This is a genomic window from Clostridium sp. KNHs214, assembly GCF_000744935.1.
Classification (GTDB): Bacteria; Bacillota; Clostridia; order Clostridiales; family Clostridiaceae; genus Haloimpatiens.
Genome location: NZ_JQMW01000011.1, coordinates 1,334,972 through 1,348,030, shown reverse-complemented (window position 1 = coordinate 1,348,030; position 13,059 = coordinate 1,334,972). Strand labels below are relative to the sequence as shown.

General features: G+C 29.8%; 12 protein-coding genes and 1 riboswitch. Of the genes, 2 read left to right on the top strand and 10 right to left on the bottom strand.

Annotated features, from left to right (window positions below):
* The first annotated feature begins 215 nt into the window (after positions 1-215).
* Positions 216-884, top strand: a complete 669-nt coding sequence (locus CC89_RS14905; RefSeq protein ID WP_035293367.1) for a DUF4230 domain-containing protein — start codon at positions 216-218, stop codon at positions 882-884.
* Positions 885-1,108: 224 nt separating this feature from the next.
* Here the strand turns inward: CC89_RS14905 and CC89_RS14900 are convergent, their stop codons facing one another.
* From CC89_RS14900 to CC89_RS14885, 4 genes are all read right to left on the bottom strand, one after another.
* Complete coding sequence (locus CC89_RS14900) at positions 1,109-2,392, bottom strand: TraB/GumN family protein (protein ID WP_035293366.1); 1,284 nt, start codon at positions 2,390-2,392, stop codon at positions 1,109-1,111.
* Between the two features lie 255 nt (positions 2,393-2,647).
* A complete protein-coding gene (gene purF / locus CC89_RS14895) occupies positions 2,648-4,006 on the bottom strand; it encodes an amidophosphoribosyltransferase (RefSeq protein WP_035293365.1) in 1,359 nt (452 codons plus the stop codon).
* Between the two features lie 37 nt (positions 4,007-4,043).
* The gene (gene thiC / locus CC89_RS14890; protein WP_035293364.1) at positions 4,044-5,357 is read right to left on the bottom strand and encodes a phosphomethylpyrimidine synthase ThiC; all 1,314 of its coding nucleotides are present in this window, start codon (positions 5,355-5,357) and stop codon (positions 4,044-4,046) included.
* Between the two features lie 115 nt (positions 5,358-5,472).
* Positions 5,473-5,580: riboswitch (TPP riboswitch) on the bottom strand.
* 140 nt (positions 5,581-5,720) lie between these two features.
* On the bottom strand, positions 5,721-6,464 hold the full coding sequence (locus tag CC89_RS14885; protein ID WP_035293681.1) for a tRNA threonylcarbamoyladenosine dehydratase: 744 nt from the start codon (positions 6,462-6,464) through the stop codon (positions 5,721-5,723).
* A 194-nt stretch (positions 6,465-6,658) separates the two neighbouring features.
* Between CC89_RS14885 and CC89_RS14880 the strand changes: the two genes are divergently transcribed.
* Positions 6,659-7,993: a phenylacetate--CoA ligase family protein gene (locus tag CC89_RS14880; RefSeq protein ID WP_035293363.1), complete on the top strand. Its 1,335-nt coding sequence runs from the start codon at positions 6,659-6,661 to the stop codon at positions 7,991-7,993.
* A 109-nt stretch (positions 7,994-8,102) separates the two neighbouring features.
* On the opposite strand, the gene CC89_RS19620 is transcribed toward CC89_RS14880, so the two are convergent.
* The 6 genes from CC89_RS19620 to CC89_RS14850 all read right to left on the bottom strand — a co-directional run bounded on the left by CC89_RS19620 (position 8,103) and on the right by CC89_RS14850 (position 12,992).
* Positions 8,103-8,951, bottom strand: coding sequence for a permease prefix domain 1-containing protein (locus CC89_RS19620; protein ID WP_051931818.1), 849 nt, complete (start codon positions 8,949-8,951; stop codon positions 8,103-8,105).
* A gap of 3 nt (positions 8,952-8,954) precedes the next feature.
* Entirely contained in the window at positions 8,955-9,287 is a 333-nt protein-coding gene (locus CC89_RS14870; protein WP_035293362.1) for a PadR family transcriptional regulator, read from the bottom strand.
* Between the two features lie 129 nt (positions 9,288-9,416).
* A complete protein-coding gene (locus CC89_RS14865; RefSeq protein WP_035293361.1) occupies positions 9,417-10,487 on the bottom strand; it encodes a pyridoxal-phosphate-dependent aminotransferase family protein in 1,071 nt (356 codons plus the stop codon).
* 203 nt (positions 10,488-10,690) lie between these two features.
* Entirely contained in the window at positions 10,691-10,888 is a 198-nt protein-coding gene (locus CC89_RS14860) for a hypothetical protein (RefSeq protein ID WP_051931816.1), read from the bottom strand.
* 91 nt (positions 10,889-10,979) lie between these two features.
* Entirely contained in the window at positions 10,980-11,165 is a 186-nt protein-coding gene (locus CC89_RS14855; protein WP_035293360.1) for a hypothetical protein, read from the bottom strand.
* 327 nt (positions 11,166-11,492) lie between these two features.
* Positions 11,493-12,992: a carboxypeptidase M32 gene (locus CC89_RS14850; protein WP_035293359.1), complete on the bottom strand. Its 1,500-nt coding sequence runs from the start codon at positions 12,990-12,992 to the stop codon at positions 11,493-11,495.
* Positions 12,993-13,059 lie beyond the last annotated feature (67 nt).

Sequence of the window (13,059 nt, the reverse complement as noted above, 5' to 3'; positions counted from 1 at the left end):
TTAAATATAGATTTACTTGATATTAGGCACATTCAAATAAATAACAAGTCAGTATGCTAGTCTATTTTGCGTCATACTGCGTCAGCAGAACCCGTCGGTAGTTCTACCAAAGGCAGAACCTGCTTCCTTGTCTGACACAAAATATACCAGCATCTTTGAATTGTTATTTATTTTCATGTACCTTACACGTTGTATTATAGATTGGGGGGATTTTATTGAAAAAAAAGAATAGATTCAAAACTAAATTGATTATATTAGCTATATTGATTTCTACAATTTTAGGTATATATCTAGGGTATCGGATATTCAAGAAGCCATCAAAAGGAAATAAAACATGGATTCTTCCTAAAATAAATAGTTCTAAAAAAATATTAACTGAAGAGGCAATCATAAAATCTATGAGAGATAAGAGTGAACTTATAACTCTGGAAACATCTCTTCAGCAAAAAATTGTTATTGATGACAGCTGGGGAAGTTTTTCTTTATTTAAAAAAGTCCAAAACATAAATTTTTTTGGAGATGGAGTGTACTGTGTGGATCTTTCTAAAATAAGTAATGACGATATAAAAGTAGATAATAAAAAGAGAGAAATCACCATAAAGACATCCAAGCCTTATGTAAAAAATATAACCATAGATGAAACTAAAACTGAATATGAAACTGTAGAAAAAGGAATTCTCCGCTTTGGAGAAATAAAACTTGACCCGTCTGAATACGGCGTTATGATGAACGAAGCTAAACTTAGAATGGTTAACGAGATAAAAAAATCTGAAACCTTCAATAGAGCTGAAGAAAATTCCAAAAATGCTATAACTAACTTTTTACAGGGAATATTAAAGAAACAATCTTTTGAATCATATAATGTTAAGGTTGATTTTAAGTAACACTCTTTATGCTAAAATATGATCATTTTAATTGCTTTAATAACAAGCAATATAAATTTCTTTTACAGAGGCTACATAAATAGTTATACTAGAATGTAAAATATTTACTAAACATAAGTTTAAATTTAAATATTCATATTCAATAATTAACAAAGGCACATATGCCTCTAATTTAAGAGACTATGTGTCTTTATTAAACATAAATATCCAAAGCATTATAATTATCAATTTTTAAAGGGTTCAATTGACTTAGCATTATACACCACTACAAGATACTGAAAATACCTTATCAATGGTGCCTTTTCTAACTCTTTTTTTGTGTCTTCATTCCCTTCTTGAAAATACTTATAATCCTTTAACCTATAAAAAGGAGAGCCTTTACCCGATAATCTAAACATCATTAAATCAGATTTCTTAAAAGGTTTTATTAAATCAATTAAATTTTTATTAGCATTGATTTTTATTTTCTCATATTCAACCTCACCATCATCATTACTTTTTAGCATTAATGTTTCACTATTTTCATAAATAGTTTCAATAGATAACACCTTGTCTTTCACAGGTGAATTTCCATTATTCATAAAGCTAGCTAAATTATCGCCTATTTGATATACATGAAATGCTCCAAAATGACCATAATATTTACCTTTTTCTAGCGTTGAATATACTCTATTAAAATTCTCATACATTCTTTTTTCACGATACTTCATAGCATCATCATTCATTTCCCCCATTGCCAGCCAATGAAGGTTGTAATATAAATTATCAAGCACATATGTAAATTCCTTAAAATCTTCCTTAATAAATTTTTTATATAAATTTTCATTTTCCTTAATATCATTTTTTACTCTTAAAACACTTTCCTCTAATTTTAAATATGAATAATATGGATCTTTTTTAAAACTTTCAAAATCATTATTAAGCTCCATAGTAGTTTTTTGAGCTTCTGGTGGAATTTCTAATTTACTAGTAATTGTATTCAAGTATTCAAAGTATTGAAGTGGATTAGTATTTATATCTATACCTATTACTTTAATCTTTTCTTTTTCAGATAACTTACTATTAAATTTATATATTTCTTGCCACTTCTTATAAGACTGCTTATTAATAAACTGGGAGTATCCTGGATTCTTTATTAACCTGTCTAAACAAGACTTGTCTCCAGTTTTTAAATATTCATTTAGAATGATAGAATTACAATAGTTAGTTTCTACCAAATAGTATTTTATGTTCGCTTCTTTTTTAAAATATTTGAGAAATTTTAAGTCTAAGTCATCATTCACATTTACTTTATGGTATTCACCTGTTAAAAACACTTGATTATTTTCTAAATCCTCTTTTAATATATTAAAAGTAGAAAAATCATCATTATCTTTTATATCAAGACTTGTGCTATTCTTTTTTAACCACTTTTCTTCACTCATATCTTTAGATGATAAACTAAAGATAGCTATTAAAATTAAACTTGTTAATATAGTCACACCAAATATAACCTTAGATTTTTTCATAAACCTCTTTCCCCCGTCCTTTTACAGATGTGCTTTAGAAATTCTTCATTTAACCATCATATGCTATTTTGACCAATTTACCTATGTCTAAATGCTATCATACATAAAATAAAAAAAGTATCAAAAACTGCCATATTTCCTCAAAAAAATATATACATAATAATACAAACTATTTGCATTACCATGTATATTTCATATCTAAATATAACTAAATTTAATAATCACATATAAAGACAGATCTGTAAGTAAAAAACTTTATACCGCTGAATACTTCCCAGTAAAACATCCAGTGCAAAATCCCCCATTATGTTTAAGTTCACTTTTAAATCTTTTAAAACTTAAATATTCAAGGCTATCTGCTCCTATGTACTTTTTGATTTCTTCTCCAGAAAAATTGTTTTCTATTAACTCTTTAGAAGTTTTTATGTTTATTCCATAGGGACAAGTATATTTGATTTTAGGGGAAGCTATGCGTATATGAACTTCTTTTGCACCAGCTTCTCTTAGGGCTTTTACTATTACCTTCATGGTGTTGCCTCTTACTAGGGAATCATCCACTACAACAACTTTTTTATTGTATACTTTTTCTTTTAATACACTAAATTTTAGTCTAAGTAAATTTTCTCTATTATTATCTACTATAAAGGTTCTGCCTATATATTTATTTCTTACAATAGCTCTCTCATAAGGAATAGAAGCTTCTTTTGCATATCCTAAGGCATAGGGAATTGCTGAATCTGGTATTCCTATTACCACATCACACTTTGCTGGATACTGCCTAAATAACAATTTTCCTGTTTCTTCTCTAAAAGCATTTACATATATGTCATCTATAATACTGTCTTCTCTACTAAAATAAACATATTCAAAGGCACAGGTGCACAATTTGCAATTATTAGACACCATTGTACTTTTCATTCCTTTTTGGTTTATTATTATAAGTTCCCCTGGTTTTACATCCCTTAAAAATTTTGCTCCTAAACAATTTAAAGCACAACTCTCAGAACAAGCTATGTAGCTTTCCCCTAATTTTCCTATACATAGAGGTCTTATACCCATAGGGTCTCTTAGCACTATTAACTCTTTATCTAGTAATATTAATACGCTATATGAACCCCTAAGCTTTTCTACTAGCTTGATTACAGCTTTTTCTATACCTAAATGTAAATTTGCTTTTATAAATTTACCTATAACCTCTGAATCACTATTACTTTTAAAATATTGCCCATTTAGAGATTTTTTTATTTCATCTGCATTTGTTATATTTCCATTATGCACTACAGCAAAGCTTTTAGAATTTATTTTCTCTAAAAACGGCTGTGCACTGCTAATGCTAGGCTTTCCGCAGGTAGAATATCTTACATGCCCAATAGCTACATTGCCCTTTATTTCACTTAAAAATCTCTCATTAAATACCTCTGAAACCTTACCTATATTCTTGTATATATTAATCCTATTAGCATTAATATATGCCACTCCGCAACTCTCTTCCCCTCGATGCTGAAGTGATGAGAGACCAGCATAAATGGCAAGGCCCATGTGTATATTGTCTCTGTCTTCTGCATATATTCCAAAAACTCCACACTCCTCTTTAAACTTGTCCTCACCAGTCATGCTAGTCCCCCCTTATTTCTTAAATTGATTATTGATACTAGTCGTCTTCTCTCAAAACATTTATATTTTTACCTTCTAGAACCTTGTTCATGTTTCTTACTGCACACATTTTTCCGCACATTGTACAAGTGTGTTCATCATGAGGCATAGATTCTGCCCTATATTTTCTTGCCTTTTCATCATCTATAGCTAATTTAAACATTCCTTCCCAATCAAGCTTTTGTCTTACATCCGCCATTTGGTTATCCCAATCTCTAGCTCCTTTTACACCTTTAGCTAAATCTCCAGCATGAGCTGCTATTTTAGTTGCTATTATTCCCTCTTTCATATCCTCAAGATTTGGAAGTCTTAAATGTTCTGCTGGTGTTACATAGCATAAAAAGTCTACTCCTGCTCCCGCTGCAATAGCTTCTCCTATAGCACTAGTTATATGATCATAGCCTGGTGCTATATCTGTAACTATAGGTCCTAGTACATAAAATGGCGCTTCATGACATAATTTCTTTTCTAATAAAACATTTGCCTCTATTTCATTTAAAGCCATATGTCCTGGCCCCTCTATCATAACTTGTACATTTCTAGCCCAAGCTCTTTTTGTAAGCTCTCCTAAAATCATTAATTCCATTATTTGAGCTGGATCTGTTGAATCATCTATACATCCTGGACGACAAGCATCTCCTAGGCTTAGAGTTACATCATATTTTTCGCATATATCTAATATTTTATCGAAATACTCATAAAATGGATTTTCTTGTGAGTTTAGTTGCATCCATGCATATAGCAAAGACCCACCTCTTGAAACTATGTTCATACGTCTTTTATTTCTCTTAAATATCTCAGCAGTTTCTCTTGTAATACCTGAATGTATAGTCATAAAGTCCACACCATCTTCAGCATGCTTTTCTATAACTCTTAAAAGATCTTCTACAGATAAATCCTTAAGTTCTTTGTCATAAAATCCTACTGCATCATACATAGGCACTGTTCCTATAATAGCTGTAGACATGCCTATTAATTTTGTTCTAAATTCCTCTGTCTTTCCAAAGCAACTTAAATCCATTATAGCTTCAGCTTTCATATCTATTGCTTTCTTAGCCTTTTCTAATTCCAAATCCACATTACAGCAATCCTTAGATATTCCTAGGTTTACATTTATTTTAGTCTTAAGTCCTTTACCTATGCCTTCCGCATCTAATGCTTTGTGATTTTTGTTAGCAGGTATAACTATTTTTCCTTCTGCAATTAATTCTCTTAACTTTTCTACCTCCATATTTTCTTTTCTAGCTACAGTTTTCATTTGATCTGTTATTATGCCCTTCTTAGCAGCGTCCATTTGAGTTGTATAATTCATATTTACCTCTCCTTATCTCTTTTTATAATAAAAAAAGGAAGCATCTCTGCTTCCTCATAGTATAGGCTATATTAATAAAAAAACACACAATGTAGAAGTTGTGTGCTTTAAGCTATTAATAAAAGCGGTACTTCCCTACGTTAGAATTAACTAATTCAGGTTATGAGGGTTAGAGCAATATCTCAATCTCAGCCTGCAATTGCAAGCTCCCCTAGTAACGAATGTATTCAATTTTAATTTAACCTTATATAAAAATTATAACATAGCTGCAATTCTATTACAACAATCTAGAAGTTACTATTTTATATTTGCAAAATCATGGAGTTACACTTTGGATTAATCATTATCAAGTAAAGTCTCTCCCTATAGAGTATCAGAGACTTCTGCTATTAACGTTAAATCCTTTATAACTTCTCCGCCTATTATAAGCCCTGCACAAGACGGCACAAAGGATATACTTGAAGGCATTCTTCTGTTTTCATCCGTATCCTCAAATCCACACTCTTGAAGTTTAGGCTGCATAGGCATTTCCTCTGAATAAAGAACTTTAAGTTTCTTTACTCCTCTGTCCTTTAACTGCTTTCTCATAACTTTAGCTAGTGGACAAACTTTTGTTTTATGTATATCGCTAATTTTAAATTTAGTCGGATCTAATTTTTTACCTGTACCCATAGAACTTATAATTCTAACATCATGTTCATAACACCACTGCGCTAAATCTATTTTAGATGTAACTGTATCTATAGCATCCACCACGTAATCTACATCCTTAGTTACAAGCTCCGGTATATTCTCCTTATCTATAAAAACTTTGTGACATAGCACATGGCATTGTGGATTTATATCTAAAATTCTATCTTTCATAACTTCCACTTTTGCCTTACCTATAGTTGAGTTAAGCGCTATTATTTGTCTATTTATATTAGTTATATCAACTACATCTTTATCTACCAAAACTATAGTGCCAACTCCAGCTCTTGCTAATGCTTCACATACAAAGCCACCTACGCCACCTACTCCAAGTACCATGACTTTACTATTTTTTAATTTATCTACTGCATCTTTGCCTATTAAAAGTTCTGTTCTAGTGAACATGTTATCCAAAATAATCACTCCAGTTCTAATTACCTAAATATCTTTAACTTATTATTTACCATCCCTATTTTAACCCAAAAATTCACTGTATTCCATAACATTATATATAATAAATATATGGTAATGATTTAAAAACCACAATTTAGAAATAATATTATAATATACTGAATGATAATATAAAAAATGATAATGAGGTGATTTCTACGTTGATTAGATTAATTAAAGACGGAATTAGCTACTATAATCATAATAAATGGACTAGAGAGCAAGTTCTTTTGTACAGCCAAAAGAAATTTAGATATATATTAAAATACGCATATAAACATAGCCCATTTTATAAAAATTATTACACATGGAAGGGAATTAAATATAAAGATTTAGATGACATACCTATAAATGAAATTCCTACTCTAACCAAGGAACAAGTAAGAAATAACTTTTATAAAATTTCCACTGTTCCCATGGATTCATATTTAGTTAAGCAAGCTATTAAAAGCTCTTCTCTTCTTCCAAAAGTAAAAAATAATTATTTAGTCCATACCTCAGGGAGCACAGGGGTTCCTACTAATTTCCTATATGACAAAAGAGCTTTAGATACGCTGGAAGCTAATTTTGTTAGATTAAGCATAGAAGGTGTTAATCCCGTATCTCTAAAAGATTTTCCTATAAAAAGCCTCTATATAGCTCCTGTTGGAAGCGGCTACGCTTGCACAGCTCTTGCTGTATATGGTATGGAAAGATATAAATGTAAAAGCATTATTGTAAATGCACAAGATCCCTTAAGTCAATGGAAGGAATCCTTAAAAGATTTTAATCCTTGCTATATATCTGGCTATCCATCTTGTTTAAATATAATATCCTCCTTAGTGGAAAATAAAGAATTAAATCTTCATCCCAAGAAAATAATTACTGGTGGTGAACCCCTTACAAAAGAAAATTGCTTATACTACCATGAATTGTTTAATGCAGATGTAATTGACTATTACGGTTGCACTGAGTCTATATGCATAGGCGCATCTACTAACTACTACAACGGCATGTATTTATTTGATGATTTAAATTATATAGAAAAAGATGATGAAAATAGACTAATTATAACGCCTCTTTACAACAAAGCATTTCCACTAATAAGATATAAACTCACGGATATGGTTCTGAATTTTACCAAAAGAAGCTCTGGCCCATTACCTTATACACACATAGATAAGATAATGGGAAGACATGAAGAACTCATGTGGTTTGTAACCGAAAATGGAAATAAAGATTTTTTACATCCTCTTTTTTTGGATGATTTAAACGTAAAGGGAATACTAAAATATCAGTTCATTCAAGTAAATGAAAATAAATTTATTCTAAAATGTGTAAGTTCATCTAGAGATGCAGATTTTTTAAGTAAAAAAATAATCTCTCAAATAAACATATTCCTAAAAAATAAAAATATGAAAAATGTGAAATACTCTATAGATTTTGTAGATAGCATACCTATAAATCCTAAGACTGGCAAGAGTAAACTGGTTATAAAAGCTTTAAGTAAAAATTAAGCATAAATTGCTCTTCAATTTATGCTTAATTTTTATTTTGTCATATTGAACAATGCAGTAAAATACCCATATATAAAACTATTACCTTATGTCAATTATCCATCATTATTTAATTAAATAAATGAAATTTAAACCTACAGTAAAGCTTAATTCCTATCCATAAAACTAAAAGTGTTATACCTATTACAATAAAGCAATCAGAAACTTTATAATTAAACTTAGGTACTCGATATTCACTAGGAGGAAATATCATTCTTTTAGAATAGTTCTCTATATATTTGTAAATATGCTCCTTATATTCATATTGCACAACCCACTTTCCATTTGTTGCTGCTACTGTAGAACGATCATATGAACTTGGTGAATTAGCCATTTGCTTAGCATCATTAGGAAATACTATTTTAGCCTTCTTTATATCAGATGGATAACAATAATTGCCATATATCCCCATTTCTCCATTTTTTATAATTTTACTTTGTAATTCAGAAATATCTTCAATTTTAAATATAGCAAAATAATTAATATACTTATAGTCTTTTATAATTTCATCTATTTTAATTAACTCATCTTCTGTAATTGAGTTTTTATTTTCAATAATCTCCAAAACCCCTTTTGTTAATATTTTTTGTTCATTATGAAACTTTAAATCCTTTTGAGTCATAAAGACATATGAACTAACTCCTATTAACATACAAGTTATAGCTACAATAAAAATAAATTTAATAAATTTCCTTTGTTTATGAAAAATTTTAAATAAACCACTTGTAATTACACTAGTATCTCCAAATCTCTCATAAGCTATTTTTAGACTTTCTTCCTCTGTCTTTCCTTGTTTTTTTAATTCATTTACTGTTTCAATAAGATGGGATTTCATCTCTTCCTTTAGTTCATCTACTTCTTTTGACTTTCCATTAACCCCCTTATAAAGAGAATCAACAAATTCTTCAATACTCACCATACCCTAAATCCCCCCTAAAAATCTATTCATTATATTATTTAAAAAAACCCATTCTTCCTTCTTTTTACATAAGTATTCTTTGCCTTTAATTGTGTTTTTATAATATTTACGCCTACCTCCGCCGCTTTGTCCATCATACCAATATGATTCTACATAATTATTTTTCTCAAGTCTTTTTAAAGCTAAATACAGCGTACCCTCTTTTAACTCAAAATTCTCTTCGCTTACTTTTCTTACAGTTTGTGCCAATTCATAACCATACATGGGTTTTTCATTAAGCAAGCACATTAAGATTGTATCTATACACCCTTTTAATAACTCTTTATCAATTTCCATTATTTTCACCTCCCATGTATACTATAACATTAGGTACTCTATAATGCAATGTACTTTATAATAAAAAATATAGGATTGGATAATCCTATATTTTTATATTCTCTAGCTAAAATATAATTACTTATTTTGCTAAATTCTTATAATATCGTCTATATTTGATAACAGCTCTTGAACTTCCTGAACCGTGGCATCTCCCATGTGTCCTATTCCAAAAGTCTTTTCTTTCAACTTGCCATAACCATTGGATATAGCAAATCCTCTTTCTTTTAATTTCTTGTTTAACCCTTCTATATTTACATTTCTAGTATTTTTAATAACTGTTATAGTTTTAGATAAATGATTCTTATCTCCAAATATCTCAAAATTCTTTTCTGCCCAGTTTTTAACCACTTTAGACATTTCCTCGTGTCGCTTATATCTGTGATCTAAACCTTCTTTTATTATATTATCTAATTGATAATCTAGTCCATACATATAAGATATTGCTGGGGTAAAAGGATATTGGCACTTATTTCTTATAGCGTGCTCATATATATTAAGTAAATCCAAATAATATCCTCTATGAGTTATTTTATTTGCTCTTTCTATAGCTTTTCTGGAAAATGAACACATGGACATACCCGCAGGTAGCGCTAATGCTTTTTCAGTAGATGTTATACAAATATCTATACCTAACTTATCTACTTCTATCTTAGTACCACCAAAAGAACTTACTGCATCCACACACCACACTATTTCTGGATACTTCTTTATTATACCTTCCATTTCCTCTATAGGATTAACAATCCCTGTAGAAGTCTCATTGTGAGTTATAGCCATTAAATCATATTTTCCAGTGGATAAAACTTCATCTACAAATTCTGCATTAATAGCTCCTCCCCACTCTATTTCATATAAATCAACTGGTATATTGTTAGCTGTTGCTATTTCGTACCATCTGTTTCCAAAATTACCTATAGAAAAAATAGCTGCCCTCTTTCTAGTACAAGAACGTACAGCACCTTCCATAAGTCCACTACCTGAAAATGAAGACAATAATATAGCCTCGTCCGTATTAAATATTCTTTTTAACTTATAAACTACCCTTTCTTGAAGCTCACAGGCATTTTCGCTGCCATGTCCTACCAACGGCATAGCCATTTTCTGCAATACCTCTTCCTTAACTTGTGCTGAGCCAGTCATAAATCTTTTCTTATTCATATACAACCCCCACATTCTGACAAATGCCAGTTTCTATTCATTCATTTGTTAAAATTGAATATAATCCCACATTTAAATTTTATCACTTTGTTTAAATTTTCTCAACATTTGAAAAAGCTCAAAGTAATGCATGTAAATATAATAAAGAAGGTGATTTTACACCTTCTTTATTATGCATAAATTACCATTAATTTTTTTAAATTCTATGCCTGATCTAACCCTGCGACTACTTTATCATAAACATCGATATCACACTTATAATTTTTAAAGTGTTTACACTTCGCGCAGCTTTTGCTCATACTACTTCCAACACTGGAAACTAATCCACCCTCCGTTGGAGAAAATTCAGGACAGTTACTTCCCACACTCATAAGTTCGAACATATTAGACATTTCAGTCATATATACATCTGGTTAAGAAACTTGTAAAACTTAACCCCACTCCTTTCTATTTATTATATATAAATTAGTATTTCAAGTTTTATTAGTGAATTTAGTTTTGTCTTATTTCTTCCCTTACTTTATCAAATAAGTCTTTAATGCATCTTCCTCTTACAAAATTAGCACAATTATTGCAACTCTCTGCTAATTCACTAGAACTAGACATAAAACCCGTGTTTCTTGAAACATATCCTGGACAATTTTCTCCTATGCGCATCTTTAATTCATTAGAAACCATAAGCACAAATCTCCTTTCTTCTATTTACATTAAGTATTAGACCAGCAAATATACAAAATTTTAAACACTCTTTTGTATTTAGCATTAGAACTTTAAAATCCTGTACCTCTTTCATCTATATTTTCTATATTTACACTTATTATTTGTATCTTTTCTATATTTAATTCAAAATATAATCACCATTTTTAAACTAAACCTATTTGCTTCATTCTATAATGCCTAATTATTATACATAAAAAATAAGAGTTGTCTTTAAATCCATAAGAAATTTAACGGCAACTCTTATTATTCAGTTTAACTTAAATTCACAAAAAATCTAAATCAATTCTAGATATCATATACTCCAGCATATTTTTTATTTAAATATTCTATAAAGTACTTAGCAGTTAATTCTTCACCTGTAACCATTTTAATCAATTCTGAAGGCTTGTATACAGCTCCATGCTTATGAACATTTTCCTTTAACCAACTATGAATTACACCAAAGTTTCCTTTTTCTATTTGCTCATCTAGATCCTTAATATCATCTCTCATCTTATTTAAGAATTGAGCTCCATATAAATTTCCTAAAGCATAACTTGGGAAATATCCAAAATCTCCTCCTGCCCAGTGTACATCCTGAAGAACTCCTTCAGAGTCAATAGAAGGTTCTACTCCTAAATATTCCTTATATTTTTCATTCCAAACTCTTGGCAAGTCCTTAACTTGGATTTTTCCATTTATAAGCATTTTCTCTATTTCATATCTTATTATTACATGAAGGCTATAAGTAAGTTCATCTGCTTCTGTTCTTATAAGTGATGGTTCTACTAAATTTATAGCCTTAAAAAACTCTACAAAAGGAACTTCTTTATATTCTGGGAATCTTTCTTGAAGTATAGGATAGAAGTATTTCCAAAATTCTTTTCCTCTGGCTAAAATATTTTCATAAAATCTTGACTGGGACTCATGTATACCCATAGATGCTCCTGAGGCTAATCCTGTTGCTCTTAAACTGTCAGGTACGTCCTGTTCATATATAGCATGACCACCTTCATGTATGTTACTTAAAAGTCCGCTTATAAAATTATTTTTAAAGTAATGCGTTGTTATTCTAACATCCTTGTTGCCAAATTCAATAGTAAATGGATGCTCTGTTTCATCTACTCTTCCTGCTTCAAAATCATATTCTAGTTTTTCTAAAACTTCTTTTGAAAATTTATCCTGTCTTACAATGTCTATTTCTTTAGTTAAAATATTCTTATCTACTTTAACACTGCTGTTATTTATTTTGTTAAGTAATGCTATTATGGCATCTCTTAATTCTTTAAATACTTCATCTAACTTCTCAACTGTTATTCCTGGCTCGAAGAAATCTAACAAAGTATCGTATTTATTATCTTTATATCCCCAATATTCTATAAATTCTTTTTTAAATTCCACTATTTTTTCTAAATAAGGCTCAAATATAGAAAAATCATTTTTCTCCTTTGCCTCTTGCCATGCTGACTCTGCATTAGAAGTAAGTATTGTATACTCTTTATATTTATCCTCCGGTATTTTTTTAGTCTGATCATATTGTTTTTTGGCATCTTCTACCATGGCTTTAGTTACAGTATCTAAATCATCAAATTTAGAAAAATAGTCTAAAAATGCTTTCATTTCATTGCTGGTAGTGAGCTTATAAAGTTCTCCGGATAAATACCCTAAAACCTCACTTCTATATGGAACTCCTTTCTTAGGTACATAAACTCTCATATCCCAATATAGTACACTAGTTGCACAACCTAAATATTCAACTTTTCTTAAATAATCTTTAAATTCTCCAAGCTTTGTTTCAAATTCCATATAATTATAACCCCCTAATTTATATTTGTGTTTCTCTATATATAAATGAAAAAAAATCATTTATTTG

Coding starts and splice junctions, on each gene's coding strand:
- CC89_RS14865 (WP_035293361.1), bottom strand. CDS start 10,487: ATGAATAAGAAAAGATTTATGACTGGCTCAGCACAAGTTAAGGAAGAG.
- CC89_RS14870 (WP_035293362.1), bottom strand. CDS start 9,287: ATGGAAATTGATAAAGAGTTATTAAAAGGGTGTATAGATACAATCTTA.
- CC89_RS14900 (WP_035293366.1), bottom strand. CDS start 2,392: ATGAAAAAATCTAAGGTTATATTTGGTGTGACTATATTAACAAGTTTA.
- CC89_RS14855 (WP_035293360.1), bottom strand. CDS start 11,165: ATGGTTTCTAATGAATTAAAGATGCGCATAGGAGAAAATTGTCCAGGA.
- thiC (WP_035293364.1), bottom strand. CDS start 5,357: ATGAATTATACAACTCAAATGGACGCTGCTAAGAAGGGCATAATAACA.
- CC89_RS19620 (WP_051931818.1), bottom strand. CDS start 8,951: ATGGTGAGTATTGAAGAATTTGTTGATTCTCTTTATAAGGGGGTTAAT.
- CC89_RS14860 (WP_051931816.1), bottom strand. CDS start 10,888: ATGACTGAAATGTCTAATATGTTCGAACTTATGAGTGTGGGAAGTAAC.
- purF (WP_035293365.1), bottom strand. CDS start 4,006: ATGACTGGTGAGGACAAGTTTAAAGAGGAGTGTGGAGTTTTTGGAATA.
- CC89_RS14850 (WP_035293359.1), bottom strand. CDS start 12,992: ATGGAATTTGAAACAAAGCTTGGAGAATTTAAAGATTATTTAAGAAAA.